The following is a 22,891-nucleotide window of genomic DNA, read 5'->3' as shown; positions in this document are numbered from 1 at the left end:
GGTTTTGCTCTCCTGATGCGATGCTATTTCGTCACTCCACTCTAACCGGATTGCCAGTTCATATGTGGGCAAAATTCTCAGCTGTGAGGTGAAAACATCTAATTTGAGAAGACAGGGCATTCTCTCTTGAATTTGCGTGAAAGTTGGGAGGTTGTCTTGGATCCATTTTTGAAAGTCACCGGCATCGACAAGTCGTTTGGCGCCGTTCGTGCATTGCACAACGTCAATCTGCTGGCATCGAAGGGCGAGTGCATTGCGATTTTGGGCGAGAACGGAGCGGGGAAAACCACGTTCGCAAGCGTTTTGATCGGTCTGTATCAGCCCGATAACGGCGAAATCAAACTGGGCGGAACACCTGTTTCGGTGACCAGCCCAGCAAAAGCTATTGAGCATGGGATCGGCATGATCCACCAGCATTTCAGCCTGGTCGGCGCAATGACTGCCGAAGAGAACATTCTCATCGGCTTGCCCAGCACAAAGAGGGGTGCCGAAGCGCGGGCGCGCATTCGGCAGCTTTGCAGCGACTTTGACTTTAACGTCGATTTCGACATCTGCGTCACGGAAATGCCTGTGGGCATGAAGCAAAGGGTGGAAATCCTTAAGGCGCTGTTTCGCGATGTATCGATCCTGATCCTGGATGAACCCACCAGCGTACTTGCCCCGACTGAAGTCGCTCCGTTTCTCAAGGGGGTGCGCAAGCTGGTCGCCAACGGCTGCCTCGTCTTTTTCATCAGTCACAAGCTCGATGAAATCCGCGAAATTGCCGATCGCGTCATGATAATGCGCCATGGGCGTGTCGAGGGAGTTCTTCCGGTTGCAACCACGCCCATGGCCCAGATGTCAGCGCTTATGATGGGAGAAAAGTCGACCTACGAAACGGTCGAGACACCCAAGGCCCAAAAGGCGCGCAACGACACCAGCTCAGCACCGAACGCTCTGGTTGTATCTGATGTCTGCCTGATCGATCCAGGCGGCGCGGAAATCCTGCAGGATGTGTCCCTCTCCGTGAAGGCTGGCGAAATTCTCGGAATCGCCGGGATCGACGGCAATGGCCAGACGGAGTTGAGCGAGGTGATCACCGGCCTCAAAAGACAAACCAGCGGCGCCATCCACCTTAATGACACGGAGATATCAAGCGCCTCCATCGCTTCGCGCATTGCAGATGGGATAGGCTTTGTGCCCGAGGACCGCCATGCCGAAGGGTTGGTCCTGTCGCTCAGTGTCGAAGAAAATATAGCCTTTCGATCCATTGGCGAAGACAGGTTCATGTCTGGCGGTCTGATTTCCCGGCGCGCGATGCACGAGATCACGTGCGACGTGGTCTCGGCCTTTGACATTAGGCCCCCAGACCCGAAATTGAACGCCTCAGCTTTGTCCGGCGGCAATCAGCAAAAAATCGTTCTGGCCCGTGAAGTGGCCCGGGCGCGCAATCTCTTGGTCGTCGTACAGCCGACAAAAGGGCTTGATGTCGGCGCAACGGAATTTGTTCAGAACCAGATCCGTGCTGTCGCCCAAAGCGGCGTGGGCGTTCTCTATATCTCAACTGAACTTGAGCATGTGCTCGACATCTCTGACCGCGTCGTCGTGATGGCTTTTGGTCGGATCACGGGTGTTGTCGATCCAGAAAACACAACTCTTCAAGACATCGGGCTCTTGATGACCGCAGCGCCGGAGGAGGTACAATGAACAGATTCACCATGCAACGCCGGATTGCGATTGCTTTACTTTTAGCGCTGAGCGTTGGCGGCGTGCTGATCCTGCTCGACGGGCACAACCCGTTTGAGGCCTATAAGATTCTGTTTCTGGAATCCTTCCTGAATTACTGGGGTTTCTCCAATACTTTGGTCAAAGCCTCGCCGATGCTTCTAGCCGGGCTGGCTGTGATCATTCCGATGCGCGCCGGTGTGTTCAACATCGGTGGCGAGGGGCAGATCTATATTGGTGGGTTGTTCGGTGCCGTCTTTGCTTTGGCGATCCCCGATCTGCCAGGTCTATTGGGCGTGCCGCTGATATTTATCGCCGCCGCCGCCGGCGGGGCGCTCTGGGCGGCAATTCCTGCGTATCTCAAAGCCTATCGGGACACGAATGAGGTCATCGTCACGCTGTTGATGAACTTCATTGCGATCCACATCGTCAGCTATGCCGTGGCTGGGCCGCTATTGGCTGAAGGCGCGCCATATCCCTATTCGGAGGAAGTCTCAGAAGCCTATCGCCTGCCTATTCTGATGCCGCAATCTGATACCCATGCGGGCTTTGTATTCGGGCTGGGCATGACGATCATCTTGTATTTCTGGCTGCGCTTCACGCCATCGGGTTTCCAACTGGACCTTGTGGGGCGCAATGCGCGCGCTGCGGCCTATGCCGGTGTGGACCAGAAAAAGACCATCATTCGCGCCATGTTGATTGGCGGCAGCCTTGCCGGTATGGCCGGCGCAATCGAGGTGATCGGGTTGAAGTACCGCCTGTTCCACCTGTTCAGCGATGGCTACGGCTATGACGGGATTGTCGTCGCCTTCCTTGCGGCTCTCAATCCAGTTGTCGCTCCTTTGACCGCGCTGTTCCTTGCCGGGCTCTCTTCCGGGGCGGGAACGATGCAACGTGCCGTCGGGGTCGACAGTTCTGTCATCGAAGTGGTCGAGGGGCTCGTAGTGGTTTTTGTCGCTGCCGCCCTCGTGACACCGCGAACTAGGTCAAAATCCATTCTGAAACTCCTGGCAAAAAACCTGCGGCTGCGCCGCCAAACACAACGCCAAAAGAAAGGGGCATAAGCTATGATTGATCTTGTTTTGCTGGGCGACGTCCTTGCCGGAACCGCCCGATTGGGTACGCCAATTGCGTTTGCTGCCCTTGGCGGGGTGATCGCGGAACGTGGCGGGCTATACAACATCGGCCTCGAAGGTCAGATTCTCGCCGGAGCGCTTGGCGCTGCTGCTGGTTCTTTCGAGACGGGCTCCGCCGTGATCGGGCTCGGATGCGGGATCATTTGCGGCCTGATCTCTGGCCTGCTGCTTGGGTATATGTCGATCCGGTTGCGCATCAACCAATTGGTTGGCGGTATCGCGCTCAACCTGCTGCTGGCCGGACTCACAGCTTTTCTGTCCCGTCAGATATTCGGAGCTCAGGCCGGAGGGGCGCGGGTAAACGGGTTCTCGCAGATCGATATTCCCTTCCTGTCAGATCTGCCGGTGGTTGGCCCGTCCCTTTTTTCCCAAGATCCGCTGTTCTACCTATTGATCGGATTGGCAATAGCAGCCTGGTTCTGGCTGATGAAATCCCACAAGGGTCTGGACCTGCGCGCCGTTGGCGAAAACCCGAAGGCCGCGGACTTGGCCGGGGTTCCTGTCTTTCGCATGCAATATCTCGCAATTGCAGTCAGTGGTTCTCTCGCGGCGCTGGCCGGAGTGCATCTGGTCTTGTCGCAAGTCTATGTGTTCGCAGAAGGCATGAGCGCGGGCAAGGGCTTCATTGCGCTTGCGGCAATCATCTTAGGACGTTGGTCGCCCATCGGCGCGATCTGCGCGGCGCTTTTCTTCGGCTTCTGTGATGCAGTGCAGTTCAAACTGCAATTCACCTCGCCAGAGATTCCCTATCAGCTCTTCTTGATCTTGCCTTACCTGGCATCGCTCATCGCACTCGTGGTCCTCGCCGCCAAGGCCAGCGCACCTGCAAGCGTCGGATTGCCCTACGACCGAGAGCATCGATAAATCTCAGCCGTGACGTGAGAAACCATCGTTTTTCACGTCGCGATCCTCCCGTCACCCTAACAACACATATCCAAAATGGGAGAACAACAATGCAATTGAAGTCCAAACTATTGGCGGGGCTTGCGACACTGATGTTGGCAGGGCCTGCGGCTGCTGACGGGATCGACCGCGCCGCGATCGTTATGCCCGGATCGATTTCTGACAATGGCTGGAACCAAGCTGGATTCGAAGGCCTCACCGAGGCAGGTGAAGCGCTCGGCTTTGAAGCTGCTTTTTCCGAAAGCGTGCATCAGCCCGAACAAATCGAAGTCCTGAGCGACTACGCACGCCGGGGGTATGACCTTGTGATCGGTCACGGCGGAGAATTCCAGGACGCCGTGGAACGTGTCGCTGCACGCTTCCCGGAAACCATGTTCATGGTGAACAACGGACTGGGCACCAAAGACAACATTGCCAACGCGGATTTCTATTTCAGCCAAATAGCTTATCTGATGGGCTACGTTGCAGGCTCCATGTCAGACACAGGCACCATCGGCATCATCGCAGCGCAGCAGTTCAAGTTTACGACCGACACGGTTGCTGGCTACGAAGCGGGCGCCATAGCGGCCAATCCGGACGTCAGAGTTCTGGTTACCTGGACCGGCGACTGGGATGACATCGCCAAAGGCAAAGAAGCTGCCTTGAACCAAATTTCCCAAGGCGCCGATGTCGTCTGGCCGACAATGGACAGTGCGACGCTGGGATCCATGCAGGCCGTTCAGGAAAAAGGTGTCTATGGCATCGGCATCTATCGTGATGCGATCAACGAATGGCCGGAAATCCTACAGTCCGCAATCTTGGATGTCCAAGGCAACATGCGGTCCTACCTGGAACTGGCAGCTGCTGGAAAACTGGAAGGTGCACTCTACCGGGCGGATATGGGCAATGAACTGGCCATGCGGATCGGGTCCTTCCACCCAGATGTCCCGGTGGACGTTGTGGATGAAGTCAACAAACTGATCGACGCCATGAAGTCAGGCACATTGGTTGTAGTTCCACAATAACACGTCCCCAATAATCGCTCCTCCTTTTATTCTCGCCTCCAAGTCTGGGGGCATTTTTTTGTAAGAGAAATCAATGATTGAAGCCTTTCGCTTGTACCGCGTGGGATTGTGTTTCCCCCGGTTTCGTCGGAATCGCTGTGCTGCGTATTGATGGTTTTTAGCTCTGCAATGCCCGAAAATGTACAATTCCAAGACTGCCTAAGATCCAACCATGCAAAACGCTTAATCAACATCGTCCTTGCAAAATCTGTGACCAGACATTCCTGCGCATTGCGGCATCGGTCGAACTGAGCTCAATGCGGTCTTTCTCCGCATTGCGATATTGGACCGCGGTGTTCTGACGACTAGCGATGGAAACTTGGGAGTTCAGCGAGGCTCTGTCGGGACAGCGTTATGACTTACAGGCAAAAACCGCCTGACGTCCGACAGTACAATTGGATCAAGGAAGGGGCGGCACCGCCGCCCCTCTTGTTTAAGCGCGCAGTGACGCGGACAGACGATCAGCCCGCAAATGAAGGTTCACTTCATAAAGTGCGGAATATAGTGCCGCGACTGCCTCTCGCGCGCTTTCGAATTGCTGGCCCAGATCCGAAAGATGCGTGACCTCGTAGCCACCCCCGGACATGCAATGCTCGTCCGCGACATACCCCGGTTGCGTCTCAGCTGCGGCAGCGTCATGCAGCATCGTCATCAGTAATCCGACATCTTCTATCAAATTTACAGCGATCAGATCGCTGTCGTCAGCTTCGAAGAAACGTTCCGCGACCGGTTGCAGCGCTTCCGGACAATCGGAACCCGAAGTTACATCAAACACAGCATTCCTGGCGGTGTCTGTAGCGTTCAGCGCTGTATAAAGCGCCTTATGAAGGGGATCGTCGAAAACGCTCATTGACCGACCTCCGCTGCGCTGGCGATGAATTGGAGCAGACCGGTTTCGGTCTTTGGGGAATAGAACATAATGTTCTCCCTTGATTGCCTGGGGCGGGATGCCACAGGTCCAAGTGCAACCGCTCCTCACGTGCGGTTGGGGGTTGTTTGTTTCAATTTGAAGAAGCAGTTGCCTTTGGCGTTGCCGCTCTCACTCAAAAGAGCAGCAATGCCAAACGGCGAATATGCTTTAAGGGTCGGTTTTTCAGTTTCTAACGGAATTGCGCCGGATCAGGTTCATCTGGCGCATCAGGGTATTAAACTCTTTGGAATGAGATGATCAATTTGAAGGTACTACCCCCACACATAAGCCACCTCAACGATGACGCGCTTTCCAGGGCCATAGTTTTTGTCCCTGCAATCGTGCGCGTCATCATCACCCCCTGATGTCAGGGTTGCAGCGCTCCGAAAGCACGGCAACCCTGCAGTCTTCAGGTTTTCCAGCGAGAAAAGATGTTGTTTCGCTTTGAAAAAATTTTGTTGTTCTACATCAGCTTTGATGTTTTCAACCACATCGGAGATCAAAGCCGGAATATCTGGCGACGTCAGGAAACGTGCAGTCACGCTTTGGTCGATGCTTCCCAGATCTCGAAACAGCTCGGTCAGGGTCTGGCGCCATGCATTGCCTTCTGTCAACCACTCGGAGTTGAAATCCTCGTTCAACACGCACACTTCGTCGTATCGCTCAGAACATATACTAAGCACTTCCAGGGTCGGGTGATCATCGTTTATGACCCTGCTGCCCACACAGCAATCCGCCAGTTCAACCAGCTCATCAAAGTCTTGTGGAATGCACCCACAGACCTCGAACAGGTCGGCCTCGTCCAGCAAGATTGCTTTATTTACATAGTGCATGCTCAAAGGTTCTCTTTCTCATTGTTTTTGGGGTCCTGCCCCGTTTTTTAAACCCGCGCGATCACTTTGATCGCCCGAGTACACTACAAGGTTCGGTCGGCGCCGGCTTTTGCCAAGGGGGGGTGAGGAATTTTTTTTGAAGGCCGGCTGGTTGGCGGTAGGTTTCCCGTGCCACTGCGGGTTTACCACATCTCATCCAGTTCAAACGCCACCTCCACGATAACGCGCCGCCCGGGTCCGAGGTTTTCAGCCCGCATATCATGAGCACAATCATTGCCTCCTGCACAGAGCTCCGATTTGGGGCGAAAGCAGGGCAGACCAGACGCAGGTAAGTTTTCCAGAGACCGCGCCATGAGGATGGCAGAGCAATCGTTTCCGTACTCGAGTTTGTTTGCGATCTGGCCAGAAACACGAGACATAAAGCACAGGAGGTCATTGGTAACCAGAAGGTCATCCAGATAGCAGCGGTTGACATTCCCCAGCCAAAGGGCAATTGACCGAACAGTTTGCGACCAATTTTTGTTTTGTGAAACCCAGCCTCTTTCGATGTCGATATTCCACAGCCAAGACCGGTTGTATCGCTCTGAGCAGACACCGAGCAATGCCGGGAATTGCATTTCCTCTCCAACGGCTACGCTATTGAGGGTGCTGTAAGCCTGATCGGTAAAATGGCGAAAGTCCTCTGGCTCCTCACTCATCAGATCCTGCTCGTCAAACAGAAGAACCTTGCTGACGTATCTCTTGCCCATAGTCTTGTCTTTCTTGTTGTTTAGGTGACATTGCCCGCCGACCGCCCAGGAACGATCTCACGGAATGCCGCGGACGCTCATAAGGTTCATTCGACGTCCAATTTTGAGAAACGCCGTTTGAGATTTTTTTCGGACCTCTCCCACGAATCCAAACTCTGGTCTCCGTGGTCAGTCCCAAATTTCAAGAAGCCAAAGGCAATAACGCAGCACAACCCAGGACCCCCGCGTGGATGCAATTGGCATCGCAGATCATGAAACGGACTGAAGTCGGGCCGCTGGGCTTCCCAGATGCATCCCGCCCTGCCCTGCCGGCCATGCTTTTCGGGTCAGCGATTTATCAAAACTCCAACATGCTCCCATGTTGCCTCCACAGCAGCCTGACAGGATCCGGTTTTCCTGGGTGCGAAGGCGCGTGTTACGCATGAATATGGGACCAAAATGCCTTCCAATGACACCAAACTGACCACCCTCATCGCGCAAGCGCAAAGCGGGCACGCCACGCTTTGCTACGCGAACGACAGCCTCCCGAAAACGTCATCCGTTCGGACACAGCAATTGCAATGGCGTGCCAGGCTGATGCAGCTCTTTGCCGACTGGCCGGACACCAACACATCTATCCGCGCCGTCTCCTACGTGTTCACAGATGCGCCCTTCGAATTGAGCCGCTTCGTTTTTGACGCCGTTGTTGTCTGGGATGGCACGCGGTTTCTTCGGATCGAGACAGACGACCTGCCAAGTGGCTTCCGTAAAAAGCTTGCTGGTTTTGAAAACGACGCCCAAGAGGCTTTGCTGTGCAGCACCGGTGATGCCGTTCAGAAAATGTCTGAGCTATACCACCACCAGCTCTTGATGGGACAAGCCTACCTGACGTTCGAAACCCTGACCGTGATGAACGTCAAAGGCGAAACCATGACATCGACACCCGAGTTGACACCCCGCCTGCCCTACGCAATCACGCTGTTGTTGACAGGGACGTTTGACAAGGTTTCCGAATGCTGCCCAGAAACGAATGCTCCGGGCGGTGCCTATCATGTTCCGGTCTGGGCCACAGCTGAGCAGCAGCACAGCCGGGTATCTGAGGCCCATTGCAAACGCCTTCTTCCTGACGGTCCCCGTCCGACAGTGAAGGACATCAGCAGTTTTGTTGAGCTCGCCGAAAACACGAAGCCGAGCAGTTGAACAGGTAAGTCACCGGGTATCTCCGCCATTCAATTGGCGCGTGCATGGATTCAGGATTTCCCACATCCTGACCTTCTCATGCGCTGTCGCCCTATCCTTGCGGAGCGGAATATCCATGACATCCCTGCCCTCCCAAATAATCGCAACGCCAATTCGGGGCAGCGCGTCCTTCACGAAGGCCTTCACGGTGGCTCGGGTGCCCGGGTCCTTGTGAAACACCGAGAATGAGCAAATCGTATCGAGCCTTCCACTATAGTGCTGCCCGAACAGGACCACGGCATCGAACGTGTCTTTGACTATATCGTGCAGAATCCGAAGTTTTTCTGCACGCGCCTCGGTCATTTGTCGGTCGCGCTCGATCAGATCTTCTACTCCTTTCTTATAGCTTTCATCTCCGCCAGCATCCGCACGATTATTGGGCGCGCACCCGTCTGTTTCGGTCTCTTTGCTTTTCTTCATTTCTTATTCCTGTTGAATGTGTGCAGGCGTTAGCCGGAACACCCGAGTGAGGACTTGAGTTGGCTCTTTTGATGCCCACCGCGTTCCGAGAAGCCTAAAATCAGGCGGCGGCGGAACCCGCGTTGTGTCGTAAGGACCGGCGGCCGAGAAACGAACGGCGGCCATTGTGCACCTGTGGTTTCGGATGGATACCCAGTCGCTCCTGAGCGCAAGAAACGGGTTTCAAACGGCTGTAGCATGTCATTAGTGGCTGAATCCGGCCTGGTAACAACCGACCGACTTTAGCGGTTCCCAGGGATCGGTTCTGCTTGAACCGCATATCATCCATTGAAACGCGAATGCGGCGATCCACCTGGAACCGGGTTGCCCGATGCAGGCCCGCCGCCGACCAATCCGATTGACTATTCAGGATCACCGCGTGTCTTCGATCACGATTGAGATGCAGGTTCGTTGTCCCATAGGCGACAACAACCTCGTTCAGACCGGGATCTTCAGCGACAATCAGACAGACGCGAGTCTTCGCGCCGCCATCGCTGAAGGGAAAGTCGAACGCGACAAGATCACCAGTGGAGAAACGTTCGCAAGCGGGAGTGTTGGGCATGATGGCTTCCTTCTTTTGTGGAAGGCAACCAGATTTCATTGAACCTCGATTGGCTCATTTCGTCCGGGTGCCATCGCAGACACGCGGACCAAATGAGAGCGACGAGGGACAAATATCACCCGTTTAAGTTCGTGCAGAAAGCACAGGTCAGTGACGCAGTTGTGCCTTTGAATGTGAGTGAAAATCGTAAGTTCCATAGGCACTCGGGGCGGTTTCAGTTTCTCCGAGCTTTCGATGTTCCAGCAACTCATTCATTCGAGCGAGCAAAGTCACATGAGCAGTGCGTCCGCTTTGAAAGCGACTAACAAACCCTTTCCACGCGACAAGAGATGGTAAGCTACGAACCGCGTCTCATACTCCGTTTTCCTCATCGCCACCTTCCCAAACGTGCAAATCTTTTTCGGACATCGGGGCCAGAAAATCCGGCGATGCCGTCTTCGGCAGTCCGGATCGGAAGGCATACGCTAAATCGGCTGCATCCGCACCGGCGCGATGGGTCGTGCCTCGATTGGTCTTGGTCTTATACACCCGGCCAATTTGACCAGGCGCGAGAACGCCCTCTTCCCGCGAAAACGCAATCCACGCTATCCGATCGAAGTCCTGAATCTCCAGCCTCGCGGACTCGTTGACTGTGCTCAACAGTCGCTCGAGCCAACGCTGATCGAACTCGGGACAATCACTCACAAGAATGTTGTCCCCGACACTCTCAATCAGCCAATGCGCAACCTCATCGGCAGGCATCGCAGTCTCCAATTCGGAGAAGGGAATGTTGTGCACGGCAGCGCTTTTGTCCGACCATTCGTCGAGAGACCAGGTTTCGTGTGGCCGAACCAGTTTGCTCTCGACCACCACGCGGCGATCTTTGAGTTGGGCGATACCCACTTCGATCGGCCAGCTCTTCGGGCTCAGGGACGAGGCCTCGAAGTCAATGAAGATGAGGCTTTTCGACCGGGCAGGCTTTCCTTCTGCGTCAACCCCAACACCAAGGCCAAGTTCCTGGCGTCTTGCAAAGAAAGCTTCCTCTTCCGCCCCCGGTTTCGCCATCTTCTCCACGAATTTATCGGCGTCCAAATCAGACATGGGGTACAGCCCTGTTACCTTTGAACATGATCACCACTATCGGCACACGTCCATAAAGCGCATCACGGTCGACCTGTCCGGAAAGCGCCCTGATGGTGCCTCCAAGCCATCAATGTCAGCCGGTGACAAACCAGAGCGTTCTGCCACCTGCTCTCGTGTCATCCCGGCTGTCTTGCGCGCTGCGCGCAATGCAAGCGCCAGGTTTCTCTTGGGTGCATTCCGGTCGAGGTGATCCTTCAACCCGGGACGGAGTTCCGTAAGTTTCTCAATCAATTCATCAGGCTTCATTTGTGGACCTCCCGCAGAATGAATGTACCAAAGTCAATGACTTACGGCAATATCTCCGGGACAGGTTTGCTCCGGATGAGACAGTCAAAGATCGGCTGATCGAACTTTTTCAAAAAAGTTCAACAAACCCGCTTTGACGCTTTCAATTTGTTCCCAGGTCATTCTCACACCGGGAGACATTCCCTCAATCAAACACAAAAAACAAAGGCTTCGATATGATCCCATACACAGAAAAACCCGGAGACGATTTCGGTGTGATGAATTTTGTTCTTCGGGCGCTCTACGCCACCGGTCGCTTGACAGATCCCCAACCTGAGGCGAGCGATCCGCCATATGTCACACGTAATAACCTACTCGGACTGTACATCGACGAGCGCCTCAACGGCTGGGTCGCAAACATCACCTTCAAGCATGTACCTCCAGGAATGCCCAACTGCGTCGGAACACCAGAGCGCACGCCGTTTCCTGACAGACGCACTGCCTTCCTGGCCGGCGCCGCGCTTGTTTGCGAAATCGCCACCGGCTCCCGCGAGCTGCCATTCCTTATTGTCGGTGACCGATTAGTCTACACGGCATACCGAGCATAACGTGTACGAAGTCTGGGGTGTTCCCGGTATCTAGCCGGGTCCACCTCGCCATCCATGCAGATCACGTGCCGGCTGGCTCGGGATTTGCATGGGGGTAAAGTCGCATCGCACTTTCTCGCTTCGAACAGAACGTCAAGCGCCGATCTTCGCAGGTTCCCCTCAAGCTAAGCTCCACAATTGACCCCGGAATTCCGATCGTGCCTACTGTGCGGATTGAGGAGAACTGATGCATGCAAGAACCCGTAGTTCGTGAACTGCTGGGCCGGATGCTGGCCCATCGTTTGCTCATTGAACGTTTGATTTACCGCCTTCGAGAAGTCGATGCTTTCCAATCCATGGGACTGGAATCTGACTTGAGAAAGATCGAAGCAGATATTGAAGCTTACAATTTGCCAGAGGGAATTTCTGAAGCCTGTCAGGACGAGCTGGAAAATCTTGGTGATCATGTCCAGTCTGGCCGGGTGGCCAAAGAATAGATCGCTCAACCGGGTTGAGAGAGGAAAGATCTACGATCACTGGTGGGTGATACTAACCACCGACGGGCACATACCCTCGACGGAGCTTTTGTGTCTCAAGTTTTCGGAGCGCTTCACTAGCCTGGGCTTCGTCATCATACGTCACCCTCATAGCTTGACCGGTTGTGCCAATACGCCCCCAGGTCCGAAGGACAGACACTTCCCCAAACAGCGTCGGTTGCAGTTCAATCCCATAGAACCGCGCCATGTTGAGGTCAGGGTCCACGTGGATCAGGTGGACAGGTATGGCTGCGTTCAGCTCCATGCCATCACTATCCTTTGCTACAGAGCTTCTGTCCAATGACTTTGAGAGATGAATTCTTCAAAAAGGATTCAGAACCTGAATGCGCCTTGATGTCGACTTTACCTACCCGCCGCACATTCACTTCTGAAAATTTCGATAAATACATTCGATTGGATACGTAAAACTCGCCGGCCGAGCGTCCCATTTGATTTACCGATGCGGCCATCGGCAAACTGTCCGATCCTCAGGATCGGATCCAAACCGTTTTGTCAGACTTGCACGCTTGGACCAAGTCAGGGGTGGCGCGCAAGAAGCCACTCATGGCATCCACCGATCGCCCAACGGATATCAACTTACTGGATTCCGGAGCTGAAGAGGCGTTCGCCCTGTTCGTCAATTACCTGCTTCGCCTTGGCGATACTGAAGCTTTCGGCCTGATCCCGGCTTTCAAACACATCCGCCCGGACCACCGAATGGGTCTTACGATCTCCGTCGATGGTCTTTTCGATACGGGCCAGCAAACGGTATTTGCCGCCCTCGGGCATCAGGTCAGGGAAAATCTCGAACCCTTTGTACAAGACTGGCTCCGGTTCAGACTCTTCGCCGCCACCGAAGAGTTTGGAGAAGAGGGACATGGGGCGCCTCCTTTCAATGTTGCTCGGACCGGAGATTAACGCCGCCAAGAACTGGGGTGAAGCGGGTCGTGAGATTAGATCACCGTCCGTCGACCCGAAAGTGCGCTCCGCGCATGAACTGAAGGTCCCGATCCACGGCGAAAGCTCGGTCCTCCGCACCACTCTCCCTTGTACGGAACGGCCCATAAGAGACATTCGTCGCAATCCTCGACGCCGCAGTGCAGCTTCACTGAACCGGCCGTTCGCTGCGAGTGCAGAATCTAGCGACGGCTGAACTCACAGTCTGCGGACATTGCTGCCCTTGACAGGAAGAGCCTAAATGTCGGCTAACCGCGGTCTCTCTAGGCTGGGCGTATTCCATTCAATGGCGAACATCTGCTTTTCTTACCTTTCTCGATTTTGCAGATGACAAAGCTCCGTCGCTGCTGGTATCTGGATAAAGGCGTGCGCATCACAAATTGGAGAACCGTCAATGAACTGCGCAGGTTGGCTCATTGGCTGAGAATGGGCACTGGCACCCCAAGACTTATCCGGTCACGCAATTGCTCATTCGGAGTTGAGAATGTCAGCTTTCGCACAGACAACCCCATCGGTTCTTGGAAACGCGAACGCACCTTGGGTGTTGGACGGTAGAGCGGTCGCCGAAAACCTCGGCGTGAACCCTGAGACGGGATTGAATCCGGACGAGGTGGCCAAGCGGCTTTCAACACACGGTACAAACCGCTTGGAAGAGACTGCAACAGTTCCGCCATGGAAGATGCTCCTGCGGCAATTCGCAAGCCCGCTGCTGATCATCCTGATAGCAGGTGCTCTTGTCTCGGCCTATACGGGGCATTGGGTTGATGCGATTGCGATATTCGCGATCGCCGTCTTTAACGCCTTCATCTCCTTCTGGCAGGAATATAAGGCCGAGCAGTCCTTGGCAGCCCTGCGGGAGATGTCTGCACCGCAGGCCTTCGTGCGCCGCGGCGGCGAGATCGTCGAGGTACCGGCGGCGGATCTCGTGCCGGGCGATATTCTGCGAGTAAAAGCCGGTGACATTCTGGCCGCCGACATTCGCTTTGTCACCGCCAGCCGGATGCAGGTCGACGAAGCCGCGTTGACGGGAGAATCCGAACCGGTCGACAAACATGCCGATCCGATCGAGGACGAAGACGTCGTTTTGGCCGATCGTCTGAATATGGGCTTCATGAGCACGCAGGTCACTGGCGGCGCTGGTGAAGGCATTGTCGTGGGCACCGGAATGGAGACCGAGGTCGGTCACATCGCTGCCCTCATGTCCTCTGCGAAAGAGCCAAAAACCCCGCTGCAACTCAAGATCGAGGGCCTTTCCAAGGTGCTGATCATGGCGGCCCTGATCGTGGTCGCCATCGTGATCGGCATTGGCGTGGTCAATGGAATGGATGCGGCTGAGATGCTGAACACGGCAATCTCGCTGTCGGTCGCGGCGATCCCGGAGGGCCTGCCGACAGTAGTCACCATCGTTCTGACGCTGGGATCACAAAACATGATTGCCAGCAACGCCTTGGCGCGACGGCTTTCCTCTGTAGAAACGCTCGGCGCGACCTCGGTGATCTGTTCAGACAAGACCGGCACGCTCACGCAGAACCAAATGCAGGTGATGCAATGCTGGGCCGGTGGCAAGGACTGGGAAGTGACCGGCGAGGGGTTCGATCCGCATGGCGAGTTCCGTTCCGAAGACGGCAGCGTGGCCGAGATCGAGGCCGAAACGGATCTTCGGCAGATGCTGGCCGTCTCCGCCTATTGCAACGATGCGCGTATGGTCGAGGCTGACGGGCGCCCGGCGATCCAGGGCAACCCGACTGAGGGCGCTCTGGTCGTGGCCGCGGCCAAGGTCGGGATTTCCCGCGAGAAGTTGACAGAAGCGCGGGTCGAGGCGCTTCGGCAATTCCCCTTCGATTCAACGCGCAAGATGATGTCTGTCTTCGCTCGATTGCCGGATGGGCGCACTGTACTCGGCGCCAAGGGGGCGCCTGATGTGATCCTGTCAAGGGCGAGCCATGTCCGCATGGCCGGGGAAACGCTTGAGATCTCCCCGGCTTTGCGGGAAGAGATCGAGGCGGTGATCGACAGTTTCGGCGAGAAGGCGCTCCGGACCCTCGCCGTGGCTTATCGGGAGGTGGCAGAAGAGGATCTGGACCATGCCGATCCCGAGCAGCGGATCGTACTGCTTGGCATTCACGGCATCATGGACCCGCCGCGCAGCGAAGTACCCATCGCCGTTTCGGAGGCAACCGGGGCCGGCATCCGAACGGTGATGATCACCGGCGACCACGCCGTGACCGCCCAAGCGATTGCGGAACAGATCGGCATTCGCACCAGCGACGCGCAGACGGTTCATACCGGGGTCGAGCTCGACCAGATGAGCGATCAGGATTTGAAAGAGATGGTGCAGCACGCGGCCGTCTTTGCCCGGGTGACCCCGGAGCACAAGCTGCGCATCGTCAATGCCATGCAGGAGAATGGCGAGGTGGCGGCAATGACCGGGGATGGCGTCAACGACGCGCCCGCTCTGCGAGCGGCGGATATTGGTGTCGCCATGGGCATCACCGGCACGCAGGTCGCCAAAGACAGCGCTGCCCTCGTGCTGCTCGATGACAATTTCTCCACCATCGTGACGGCAGTCCGCGAAGGCCGGCGCATCTTCGACAATCTTTTGAAATTCATTCGGCAGGCGCTCACCGCCAACGTGGCCGAGGTCTCAACGATCCTGTTCGCCTTCCTACTGATGGGGGCAGACCCGCTCCTGCCGATCACACCGCTGATGATCCTCTGGGTGAATCTTGTATCGGATGGGCTACCGGCTCTGACACTCGGCTTCGAGAAAGCGGAACCCGACCTGATGCAGCGCCCACCGCGCCCGCGCGACGATAATCTGTTCGGCGGCGGAATGAAGGAGCGGATCCTGATCCGGGGAACGCTGCTCGGCCTGCTGACCTTTTATGTCTTCCAGGAGTTTCTCGAACGAGGCGCCTCCTTGGAACACGCCCAGACAGCAGCGTTCATGACACTGATCTTTGCCCAGATCTGGCATATTTTCGACGCCCGAACGACCTCCACGCTCTACCGCAAGTCGCCGCTCGGCAACCGCACCTTGCTTGGAGCGGTGAGCATTTCCATATTGCTGTCTCTTCTCGCCATTTATACCGGCGCTGGACATTTCGTGCTTGGAACAGTTTCCCTGCCTCTGTCGCATTTGCTCGGAGTGTTCTTCATCGCCGCACTGCCCACGCTTCTGTTGTCTGCGCTGAAGGAAATGTTCGGACTGAAATGGCTCTGACGCTACCTTTGCTTAGAACGGCACTGAAGGTGCTAGAATGGACATCCTGAAGCACCCATTCGTTGTCAACTTCTTGGCAGAGGGTCTGCATTGTGCCTGGCCAGCATTCCGCCCACAAGGATGTCAGAGGAAGTTAAATTTTATGGCCTGATAACCCATACGCACGATCTAGTGACGCGCAGCGCGCAGTGTCGACCCCGGTGTCCCATAGAAGGCATTACAATCAACAAAGCCTATTCTTCGGGCCTAGTGAAACTGTGTTTCGCCCGCCTCTAGCGATACTGTCGTACCTTTTTCACCGCGAACGGCTGCAGGAACATCGGCTAGGGCGCAAATGATCGCACGACCGCCCGAGGATCGCACAAAGTCTTGTGCCGCCTGAACCTTGGGGCCCATTGACCCGGCGGGGAAGTCGTACTCATCCAATGAATCCGGAGTGATCGATCTAATTCCTGTTTGTTCAGGCGTTCCCCAGTTCAGGAACACGGCTTCTGCATCTGTAGCGATGACAAAGAAATCTGCGCCAAGGTTCTGCGCCAGAAGGCACGAGGCGAAATCCTTGTCGATGACGGCTTCGACCCCGACCAGTTTCCTTTCAGCGCCTGCCTCGTACATCGTCGGGATGCCGCCTCCGCCAGCAGCGATCACGGTCGCGCCCTTTTCCAGGATCCAACGGATCGGTTCGACCTGAAAGATACGTTTCGGGCGCGGCGAGGGCACCACGCGCCGCCAGTACTCGCCATCCGGTTTCACCGTCCAACCCTTGTCGGCCGCCTCTTTCTTGGCGTCCGCTTCGGAATATACCTGCCCGATGAACTTGGTCGGGTTGTCAAAGGCCGGGTCGCTCGGGTCGACCTCGATCATGGTCAAAAGGGTGGCAATGTGATGCTCGAAGGGCAGGATGTTCCCAAGCTCCTGCTCGATCATGTAGCCGATCATGCCCATCGTTTCGCCGACCAAAACGTCCAGCGGGTACTCCTCGACATCCGTATACATAATCTCTTGCAGGGCCAGCATCCCGACCTGTGGACCATTGCCATGAGTGATGACGGTTTCGTGCGCTTCGCAGAGCGGGGCGAGGGCTTCGGCGGCAATCTTCGCGTTCTTGCGCTGATTGTCCGCTGTCATCGCCTCACCCCGTTTGAGAAGCGCGTTGCCGCCAAGTGCTACAACAACGCGTCCCATGGTTCAGCTCCCCAGTGTTGCGACGAGGATCGCCTTGATGGTGTGCATCCGGTTTTCTGCTTGTTCGAACGCAATGTTCATATCGCTTTCGAAAACCTCCTCGGTCACTTCCATCTCGGTGATGCCAAACTGTTCGTGAATGTCCTGACCAACTTTGGTCTCCAGATTGTGGAAGGCTGGCAGACAGTGCATGAACTTGACGCTCGGGTTGCCCGTTTTCTTCATCAGATCCATGTTGACCTGATAGGGACTCAGCAGCTTGATGCGCTCGGCCCAGACCTCTTTCGGCTCACCCATTGATACCCAGACGTCGGTATGAATGAAGTCCGCGCCTTCGACCGCAGACGTATCGTCCGTGATGGTCACACGTGCGCCCGTCTTTTCGGCCCGCTCCATCGCCAATTCTCGTACATCGTCATGGGGCTGTGTTTCCTTCGGAGAAATCATCCGAACGTCGCAGCCCATGATGGCGCCCAGCATCAGAAGCGAATTGCCCATGTTCGATCGGCAATCACCCGAATAGGCATAGACGATGTCTTTGCGGGGCTTGTCTGCATGCTCGATCATGGTCTGCATATCGGCCAGCATCTGGGTCGGATGCCAATCGTCCGTCAGGCCGTTATAGACCGGGACGCCGGCATAGTCTGACAGTGTCTCGACCATGTCCTGACCCGCGCCGCGGAATTCAATCCCGTCGAACATACGTCCCAAAACACGGGCGGTGTCTTTCATCGACTCCTTGTGCCCGATCTGTGAGCCCGACGGATCGAGATAGGTGATGTTCGCGCCCTGATCGTATGCTGCCACTTCAAAGGCGCAGCGGGTGCGTGTCGAAGTTTTTTCGAAGATCAGACAGATGTTCTTGCCGGTCAGCGACGGCTGTTCGGCGCGGGCGTATTTCGCGCGCTTCAGGTCGCGGGCCAGATCCAGCAGATACAGCATTTCACGCTGGCTGAAATCGGCAATTTTCAGATAGCTACGGCCTTTGAGATTGAATGCCATTTTATCTCTCCCTAACAAAAATCAGAGGGCGCAGGGGCTGCGCCCATGGTAAATTCAATAGGCGGGGTCGCGGTCGATCGGGCAGGTCATGCAGTGGCCGCCACCGCGACCACGCCCCAGTTCCTGACCCGAGATTTCGATCACCTCGACACCGGCTGCGCGCATCTTTCCGTTCGTGAAGGTGTTGCGCGCATAGCCGACAACAACACCTGGCGAGAGGGCGACGACGTTATTGCCGTCATCCCATTGTTCGCGCTCGGCCTGGAATTCATTGCCACCGGTAGAAATGACTTCCAGCGAGTTCAGCCCCAGGGCTTCTTTGTAGACGTCGAACAGGTGCCCTTTTTCAACGTGGATATCTAAATCTCCCCGGTCACCCGGACGGATCGAGATGCAGGTGATCTGGTCCGCAACTTCTGAGAATGCGGTGACCTTGTCATGGTCGAGGCAAGTGAAGACAGTATCCAGATGCATGGCTGCACGGCTCTTGGGCATCGCACAGGCGACAACACGTTCGGCGCCGCCCTTGCGGAACAGCGCTTCTGAAACCTGTGCCACGGCCTGTCGGGTCGTGCGCTCGCCCATGCCGATAAACACTGTGCCGTTGCCCACCGGCTGCACATCGCCACCCTCGACCGAGGCGAGGCCAAAATCGTCGTCGCTGTCGCCCCACCAGAACTCGAATTCGGCGTTCTTGAACATCTTATGGAAGCGATACACGGTGCGCATAATCAGGGTTTCCGGCTTGCGAGCCGGCCAGAACATCGGGTTCGTCGTGACCCCATTGAACATCCAACAAGACGGGTCACGCTGGAACTGCGCATTCGGGACAGCGGGTAGGATGAAATCGCCCAGCGATACCAAGTCGCCAAATTGTTCGTCGATCATACCTTTGGGCAGATCGGCAAAGATGATTCCACCCAGCATGTGGCGTGCCAAGGTCTTGGCGTCCATCTCATCCAGCCAGGCACGCATTTCAACTGAAAAGCCAAGACCGACCATATTGGGCGTGATCAAGCGGTCCAGCATGAAGGCCCGCGCCTCTGGGTCGTCCGCGATAGCTTGGGCCAGCAGATCCTGAATGTCGTAAACCTCGACCCCGCGTTCCCGCATAAGCGAGCAGAATTCAGCGTGGTCCTTGCGGGCCTGTTCGACCCAGATCACATCATCGAACAGAAGCTCTTCGCAGTTTCGAGGTGTCAGTCGATCATGCGCCAGTGACGGGCGCGAGACGATCACCTTGTTGAGCTTTCCGATCTCGGAATGAACGCCGAGCTTCATGGCAACTCTCCTTTCGAACTATCTGTTTTTTGAATGTCTTCAACGTCATTGGCCTGGCTCCAGCGGACCCAGACATGGATGGGAACGCCCAAAAGCAGCAAGACAGAGCCAACCAAAACGGTTTCCGCACCCGAACCGACGAAGGCCCACACGGAATATATGAAGCCAAGGGCACCCAGAACAACGACCTTCGCCAATTCTGGGCCATGCAGGACTTGCCCACCTTTTAGCCGGATCATGATCTCGGCCACGGAACAGATGGCATAGGGCAACAGGCTTGCGACAACAGCAAGTAGAATAACAAAGTTGAATGCGGCGACCAGTCCTTGAGCATAGTTCATGATGATCAGAACGGAGGCCAGGGCGTTCGACAATATCAGAGCGTTAGCAGGCGTTCCGAATTTGGATTTCCGGCCCAGAGCTGCAGGGAAAACGCGGTCCAAAGCAGCGCCATAGGGGACCTGGCCACTGAGCAGTGTGAAGCCGTTCAGAGTTCCGAACGTAGATATCACCGCACCTACGGCTACGAGTATACCGCCAACGGTGCCAAACATGACTTCGCCGACCGCTGCCAGCGGTGCGGCAGAAATAGCCAGGAACTCGGCAGGAATGACGCCCATCGAAACGGCGGTCACCGCTATATAAACGCTGGCCGCGATAATCACGCCGATGACCGTGGCGCGCGGTATGGTCTTTTCCGGCTCGATAACGTCGCCAGATGGAACGGTCGCAGACTCGAGGCCCAAATAGGCCCAGAGCGTCAGGGCTGCCGCAGCCGAGATCGCCGTAAAGGCCGTCGTACCGCTTTGGTTAACCGGGATGAAGTTCTCTGTTTCGATCCAGAAGATACCCAACGTGCCAATCAGGATCAGAGGCGCGAGTTTGAGCACGGTGGTCACGATCTGAACCAAACCGGCCCCTTCAACGCCTCGGATATTTACCAAAGTAAGCGTCCAAATCGCGACCAACGCGGTCGATAGGCCGTACATTGGCACTTCGATGATAATTGGAAACAGGAACCCCAGATAACCCACCAACGCGACAGCAACAGCTGCGTTCCCGGTCCAAAGCGCGATCCAATACCCCCAGGCAATAATGAAGCCTGCAAAGTCTCCGAATGCTTCTTGCGAATAGGCGTAGGGGCCACCGGGTTTCGAAACGACGCGTGACAGCCTTCCGAAAATGATCGCGAGAACAAGCGCCCCTGCCGAAGTCAGAATCCACCCACCAATTGCGATTGGCCCAAACGGTGCAAGTGACGCTGGTAGAAGGAACACTCCCGACCCGATCATGTTTCCAACAACCAAAGCGATACAGGCCGTCAGCCCTAGGGCACCCGATGTCGAAGTCGTCTCTGGAGCGGAGCGATCGGTCATTGCGACGGCTCAGTTCGATGTTGTGTCTGAAGTCTCGGTTGCCGGCCCGTCGATCCCCGGATCAGTTATGGCCCCAACGGTAAGTGCGGCGCAGATGATCACGGCTAGAATTACGAGCAGCGGGAAAACAAAGCGCAGCCACCGGTCATATGACACACGACCAATGGCTAGCCCTCCCATGACGACGGCAAATGTCGGGTTGAACAGGTTCACCCATCCGTTTGCTGACTGATACGCTGTAACCACCAGGTCACGACCGACGCCCGCAAAGTCTGCCAGTGGTGCCATGATCGGCATCGAAAGCGTGGCCAGCCCTGACGAGGACGGCACCAGGAATGACATCAAGATCTGAATGCCAAACATCGCGTTGATAAAAGCAAACTCGCTCAGCCCCGAGACAAACCCCTCGGCTCCGGCGAGGATTGTGTCGGTGATTTTGCCCGCGTCCATAATGACGACAACACCGCGCGCGACGCCAATGATCAGGGCAACGCCCAGCAAATCGCGCGCGCCATCAACGAAGGTTTCCACAAAGGTCCCTTCGTCCATTCTGGACCCTTCATCCGTTTTCCCGACCCACCAAACGATGATGGACATCACCAGGAAGAGACCGGACATCTCGGCCATCCACCACCCCAGCGCGACAACACCATAGATCATGATGGCGAAGGTAATCCCGAAAAGAACCAGAATGATCGAACGCGTCTTGGTCATCTCGGGGAACGTATCATCGCCTTCCGAACCCTTTAGGAAATGCGCCCGGTTTTCCTCGGCCTGATCGGCCACTACGGACAATGACGGGTCGGCTTTCACGCGTGATGCGTATCGCATGACAAATGCGATGCCCGCAGCAAGACAAAGGACAAGGATAATGAACCTAAGAACGATCCCGTTCGTGAACGGAATACCCGCACCTTGCGAGGCAACAACTGTCGCAAATGCGTTGAAGGTTGAGCCCAGGGTCCCAATGCCTGCGCCCAGCATGATCACCGCAACCCCGGTCAAGGAGTCGTACCCTGCCCGAATAAAAACCGGAATGATCAGAGCGTAGAACGCGAGGGATTCTTCGGCCATGCCATAGCTTGTCCCGCCAAAGGCAAAGGCGATCATCAGGATTGGGATCATCAGGATTTCCCGCCCTGCCAACCTGTGCAGCAACCAACCGATGCCGGCGTCGATAGCTCCTGTCTTGGTGACAACCATCAGGAAACCGCCGATGACTAAAACAAACAAAGCGACATCAATCGCCGCGCTGGATGAACTTCCCAGAAGACCAGGATCGTACATACCTGCAATCGGGGCAAGGATAACTGCCGTAAGTCCTTGGGGGTTCGGCTCGACTTCGTGGTAGGTGCCCGGGACAGGCGCTTCGCTGCCCAGAGCTTCGTTCATCTGACGGTCGTACTCACCGGCCGGAATAACCCACGTAAGGGCGGCCACGACGGCAATCAGTATGAACAGAATGGTAAAGGCGGTAGGAAATTTGAACTTGGACATATGAAACTCGCGCTGGGTGAAGCTGAGAAACTGGGCAGTCAAATATTTGAATATTTATGTCTCAACTTAGTACCAACGCGGTGACTTGTCACTTTCGTAAAACGTGAGGTTGTCGAACACATTGAACAATGTCTGCCATGGGCTCTTCGCGGCCATCGGAGCCAGTGCAGCATATGGACTTCCACATTGGCTTGCGCAGTTAAGGGGCGGCCCATTCCTGCCGTCCGTTTTGGATGTCGGATGCTGCGGTGTGACGCGTCAGAGCGGACCTTCGCCGCCGGTGCAAAACCTTGCGCAGGCTAATCTACAGTTCGCAGGACAAAGCAGACACTCACGTGGAATGACGCTTTGAGAATGTGCGCCGTAGCCGCCTCGCGATGAGA

The 22,891-nt window shown here is 55.9% G+C and carries 23 protein-coding genes; 9 read left to right on the top strand and 14 right to left on the bottom strand.

The genetic code is table 11. From position 1 onward, the window contains the following. Positions 1-156 precede the first annotated feature (156 nt). The 4 genes from ACR0JF_RS18570 (at position 157) to ACR0JF_RS18555 (ending at position 4,747) form a co-directional block, all read left to right on the top strand. Positions 157-1,686, top strand: a complete 1,530-nt coding sequence (locus tag ACR0JF_RS18570; protein ID WP_170662892.1) for an ABC transporter ATP-binding protein — start codon at positions 157-159, stop codon at positions 1,684-1,686. Then, complete coding sequence (locus tag ACR0JF_RS18565) at positions 1,683-2,768, top strand: ABC transporter permease (RefSeq protein WP_170662890.1); 1,086 nt, start codon at positions 1,683-1,685, stop codon at positions 2,766-2,768. Before ACR0JF_RS18570 ends, ACR0JF_RS18565 begins: the two co-directional genes overlap by 4 nt. A 3-nt stretch (positions 2,769-2,771) precedes the next feature. Then, complete coding sequence (locus ACR0JF_RS18560) at positions 2,772-3,704, top strand: ABC transporter permease (RefSeq protein WP_170662888.1); 933 nt, start codon at positions 2,772-2,774, stop codon at positions 3,702-3,704. 89 nt (positions 3,705-3,793) lie between these two features. Further along, entirely contained in the window at positions 3,794-4,747 is a 954-nt protein-coding gene (locus ACR0JF_RS18555; RefSeq protein ID WP_170662886.1) for a BMP family protein, read from the top strand. A gap of 472 nt (positions 4,748-5,219) precedes the next feature. Here the strand turns inward: ACR0JF_RS18555 and ACR0JF_RS18550 are convergent, their stop codons facing one another. After that, positions 5,220-5,636: a hypothetical protein gene (locus ACR0JF_RS18550; protein ID WP_170662884.1), complete on the bottom strand. Its 417-nt coding sequence runs from the start codon at positions 5,634-5,636 to the stop codon at positions 5,220-5,222. A 69-nt stretch (positions 5,637-5,705) separates the two neighbouring features. Here ACR0JF_RS18550 and ACR0JF_RS18545 point away from each other — a divergent pair, with 69 nt between their 5' ends. After that, the gene (locus ACR0JF_RS18545) at positions 5,706-5,954 is read left to right on the top strand and encodes a hypothetical protein (RefSeq protein WP_170662882.1); all 249 of its coding nucleotides are present in this window, start codon (positions 5,706-5,708) and stop codon (positions 5,952-5,954) included. Between the two features lie 14 nt (positions 5,955-5,968). On the opposite strand, the gene ACR0JF_RS18540 is transcribed toward ACR0JF_RS18545, so the two are convergent. Next, positions 5,969-6,529, bottom strand: a complete 561-nt coding sequence (locus tag ACR0JF_RS18540; RefSeq protein ID WP_480669609.1) for a hypothetical protein — start codon at positions 6,527-6,529, stop codon at positions 5,969-5,971. A 182-nt stretch (positions 6,530-6,711) separates the two neighbouring features. Then, positions 6,712-7,278: a hypothetical protein gene (locus tag ACR0JF_RS18535; RefSeq protein ID WP_170662879.1), complete on the bottom strand. Its 567-nt coding sequence runs from the start codon at positions 7,276-7,278 to the stop codon at positions 6,712-6,714. A gap of 438 nt (positions 7,279-7,716) precedes the next feature. On the opposite strand from ACR0JF_RS18535, the gene ACR0JF_RS18530 reads away from it, so the two are divergent. Next, the gene (locus ACR0JF_RS18530) at positions 7,717-8,457 is read left to right on the top strand and encodes a hypothetical protein (protein ID WP_170662877.1); all 741 of its coding nucleotides are present in this window, start codon (positions 7,717-7,719) and stop codon (positions 8,455-8,457) included. Between the two features lie 9 nt (positions 8,458-8,466). Here ACR0JF_RS18530 and ACR0JF_RS18525 read toward each other — a convergent pair whose 3' ends face one another. The 4 genes from ACR0JF_RS18525 to ACR0JF_RS18510 all read right to left on the bottom strand — a co-directional run bounded on the left by ACR0JF_RS18525 (position 8,467) and on the right by ACR0JF_RS18510 (position 10,885). Further along, positions 8,467-8,916, bottom strand: coding sequence for a hypothetical protein (locus ACR0JF_RS18525; RefSeq protein ID WP_170662875.1), 450 nt, complete (start codon positions 8,914-8,916; stop codon positions 8,467-8,469). 100 nt (positions 8,917-9,016) lie between these two features. After that, a complete protein-coding gene (locus tag ACR0JF_RS18520; RefSeq protein WP_480669608.1) occupies positions 9,017-9,517 on the bottom strand; it encodes a hypothetical protein in 501 nt (166 codons plus the stop codon). A gap of 351 nt (positions 9,518-9,868) precedes the next feature. Beyond that, positions 9,869-10,597 carry an exonuclease domain-containing protein gene (locus tag ACR0JF_RS18515; protein ID WP_170662872.1) on the bottom strand — a complete coding sequence of 243 codons (729 nt, stop codon included), beginning with the start codon at positions 10,595-10,597 and terminating at the stop codon, positions 9,869-9,871. Between the two features lie 36 nt (positions 10,598-10,633). Further along, the gene (locus ACR0JF_RS18510) at positions 10,634-10,885 is read right to left on the bottom strand and encodes a helix-turn-helix domain-containing protein (RefSeq protein WP_170662870.1); all 252 of its coding nucleotides are present in this window, start codon (positions 10,883-10,885) and stop codon (positions 10,634-10,636) included. Between the two features lie 215 nt (positions 10,886-11,100). Between ACR0JF_RS18510 and ACR0JF_RS18505 the strand changes: the two genes are divergently transcribed. Together ACR0JF_RS18505 and ACR0JF_RS18500 are read left to right on the top strand one after the other, a co-directional pair. Beyond that, entirely contained in the window at positions 11,101-11,472 is a 372-nt protein-coding gene (locus tag ACR0JF_RS18505; RefSeq protein ID WP_170662868.1) for a hypothetical protein, read from the top strand. A gap of 230 nt (positions 11,473-11,702) precedes the next feature. Further along, the gene (locus ACR0JF_RS18500) at positions 11,703-11,948 is read left to right on the top strand and encodes a hypothetical protein (protein ID WP_170662866.1); all 246 of its coding nucleotides are present in this window, start codon (positions 11,703-11,705) and stop codon (positions 11,946-11,948) included. A gap of 52 nt (positions 11,949-12,000) precedes the next feature. Here ACR0JF_RS18500 and ACR0JF_RS18495 read toward each other — a convergent pair whose 3' ends face one another. Beyond that, on the bottom strand, positions 12,001-12,252 hold the full coding sequence (locus ACR0JF_RS18495) for a WGR domain-containing protein (protein ID WP_170662864.1): 252 nt from the start codon (positions 12,250-12,252) through the stop codon (positions 12,001-12,003). A 332-nt stretch (positions 12,253-12,584) separates the two neighbouring features. Continuing rightward, a complete protein-coding gene (locus tag ACR0JF_RS18490; protein ID WP_050605642.1) occupies positions 12,585-12,866 on the bottom strand; it encodes an HlyU family transcriptional regulator in 282 nt (93 codons plus the stop codon). Between the two features lie 562 nt (positions 12,867-13,428). Between ACR0JF_RS18490 and ACR0JF_RS18485 the strand changes: the two genes are divergently transcribed. Beyond that, complete coding sequence (locus ACR0JF_RS18485; protein ID WP_170662862.1) at positions 13,429-16,167, top strand: cation-translocating P-type ATPase; 2,739 nt, start codon at positions 13,429-13,431, stop codon at positions 16,165-16,167. 246 nt (positions 16,168-16,413) lie between these two features. Here the strand turns inward: ACR0JF_RS18485 and arcC are convergent, their stop codons facing one another. The 5 genes from arcC to ACR0JF_RS18460 are packed head-to-tail and all read right to left on the bottom strand — an operon-like array spanning position 16,414 to position 22,508. Continuing rightward, positions 16,414-17,352 (bottom strand): carbamate kinase, encoded by a 939-nt coding sequence (gene arcC / locus ACR0JF_RS18480; RefSeq protein ID WP_170555729.1) that lies wholly within the window; start codon positions 17,350-17,352, stop codon positions 16,414-16,416. 3 nt (positions 17,353-17,355) lie between these two features. After that, the gene (gene argF / locus ACR0JF_RS18475; protein WP_170640571.1) at positions 17,356-18,354 is read right to left on the bottom strand and encodes an ornithine carbamoyltransferase; all 999 of its coding nucleotides are present in this window, start codon (positions 18,352-18,354) and stop codon (positions 17,356-17,358) included. Between the two features lie 54 nt (positions 18,355-18,408). Beyond that, entirely contained in the window at positions 18,409-19,635 is a 1,227-nt protein-coding gene (locus ACR0JF_RS18470) for an arginine deiminase (protein WP_170471693.1), read from the bottom strand. Next, positions 19,632-21,011 (bottom strand): amino acid permease, encoded by a 1,380-nt coding sequence (locus ACR0JF_RS18465; protein WP_170662860.1) that lies wholly within the window; start codon positions 21,009-21,011, stop codon positions 19,632-19,634. Before ACR0JF_RS18465 ends, ACR0JF_RS18470 begins: the two co-directional genes overlap by 4 nt. 9 nt (positions 21,012-21,020) lie before the next feature. Further along, the gene (locus ACR0JF_RS18460; RefSeq protein ID WP_170423403.1) at positions 21,021-22,508 is read right to left on the bottom strand and encodes a YfcC family protein; all 1,488 of its coding nucleotides are present in this window, start codon (positions 22,506-22,508) and stop codon (positions 21,021-21,023) included. Positions 22,509-22,891: the final 383 nt, after the last annotated feature.

The organism is Ruegeria sp. BG11 (assembly GCF_056538565.1).
Note: the sequence above shows the minus strand (reverse complement) of the source record. Positions and strands in the feature narration are given on the sequence as shown.

Excerpts from the sequence above, each read along its gene's own strand:
- ACR0JF_RS18565 (WP_170662890.1), top strand. The coding sequence starts at position 1,683 with ATGAACAGATTCACCATGCAACGCCGGATTGCGATTGCTTTACTTTTA.
- ACR0JF_RS18560 (WP_170662888.1), top strand. The coding sequence starts at position 2,772 with ATGATTGATCTTGTTTTGCTGGGCGACGTCCTTGCCGGAACCGCCCGA.
- ACR0JF_RS18555 (WP_170662886.1), top strand. The coding sequence starts at position 3,794 with ATGCAATTGAAGTCCAAACTATTGGCGGGGCTTGCGACACTGATGTTG.
- ACR0JF_RS18550 (WP_170662884.1), bottom strand. The coding sequence starts at position 5,636 with ATGAGCGTTTTCGACGATCCCCTTCATAAGGCGCTTTATACAGCGCTG.
- ACR0JF_RS18545 (WP_170662882.1), top strand. The coding sequence starts at position 5,706 with ATGTTCTCCCTTGATTGCCTGGGGCGGGATGCCACAGGTCCAAGTGCA.
- ACR0JF_RS18540 (WP_480669609.1), bottom strand. The coding sequence starts at position 6,529 with ATGCACTATGTAAATAAAGCAATCTTGCTGGACGAGGCCGACCTGTTC.
- ACR0JF_RS18535 (WP_170662879.1), bottom strand. The coding sequence starts at position 7,278 with ATGGGCAAGAGATACGTCAGCAAGGTTCTTCTGTTTGACGAGCAGGAT.
- ACR0JF_RS18530 (WP_170662877.1), top strand. The coding sequence starts at position 7,717 with ATGCCTTCCAATGACACCAAACTGACCACCCTCATCGCGCAAGCGCAA.
- ACR0JF_RS18525 (WP_170662875.1), bottom strand. The coding sequence starts at position 8,916 with ATGAAGAAAAGCAAAGAGACCGAAACAGACGGGTGCGCGCCCAATAAT.
- ACR0JF_RS18520 (WP_480669608.1), bottom strand. The coding sequence starts at position 9,517 with ATGCCCAACACTCCCGCTTGCGAACGTTTCTCCACTGGTGATCTTGTC.
- ACR0JF_RS18515 (WP_170662872.1), bottom strand. The coding sequence starts at position 10,597 with ATGTCTGATTTGGACGCCGATAAATTCGTGGAGAAGATGGCGAAACCG.
- ACR0JF_RS18510 (WP_170662870.1), bottom strand. The coding sequence starts at position 10,885 with ATGAAGCCTGATGAATTGATTGAGAAACTTACGGAACTCCGTCCCGGG.
- ACR0JF_RS18505 (WP_170662868.1), top strand. The coding sequence starts at position 11,101 with ATGATCCCATACACAGAAAAACCCGGAGACGATTTCGGTGTGATGAAT.
- ACR0JF_RS18500 (WP_170662866.1), top strand. The coding sequence starts at position 11,703 with ATGCAAGAACCCGTAGTTCGTGAACTGCTGGGCCGGATGCTGGCCCAT.
- ACR0JF_RS18495 (WP_170662864.1), bottom strand. The coding sequence starts at position 12,252 with ATGGAGCTGAACGCAGCCATACCTGTCCACCTGATCCACGTGGACCCT.
- ACR0JF_RS18490 (WP_050605642.1), bottom strand. The coding sequence starts at position 12,866 with ATGTCCCTCTTCTCCAAACTCTTCGGTGGCGGCGAAGAGTCTGAACCG.
- ACR0JF_RS18485 (WP_170662862.1), top strand. The coding sequence starts at position 13,429 with ATGTCAGCTTTCGCACAGACAACCCCATCGGTTCTTGGAAACGCGAAC.
- arcC (WP_170555729.1), bottom strand. The coding sequence starts at position 17,352 with ATGGGACGCGTTGTTGTAGCACTTGGCGGCAACGCGCTTCTCAAACGG.
- argF (WP_170640571.1), bottom strand. The coding sequence starts at position 18,354 with ATGGCATTCAATCTCAAAGGCCGTAGCTATCTGAAAATTGCCGATTTC.
- ACR0JF_RS18470 (WP_170471693.1), bottom strand. The coding sequence starts at position 19,635 with ATGAAGCTCGGCGTTCATTCCGAGATCGGAAAGCTCAACAAGGTGATC.
- ACR0JF_RS18465 (WP_170662860.1), bottom strand. The coding sequence starts at position 21,011 with ATGACCGATCGCTCCGCTCCAGAGACGACTTCGACATCGGGTGCCCTA.
- ACR0JF_RS18460 (WP_170423403.1), bottom strand. The coding sequence starts at position 22,508 with ATGTCCAAGTTCAAATTTCCTACCGCCTTTACCATTCTGTTCATACTG.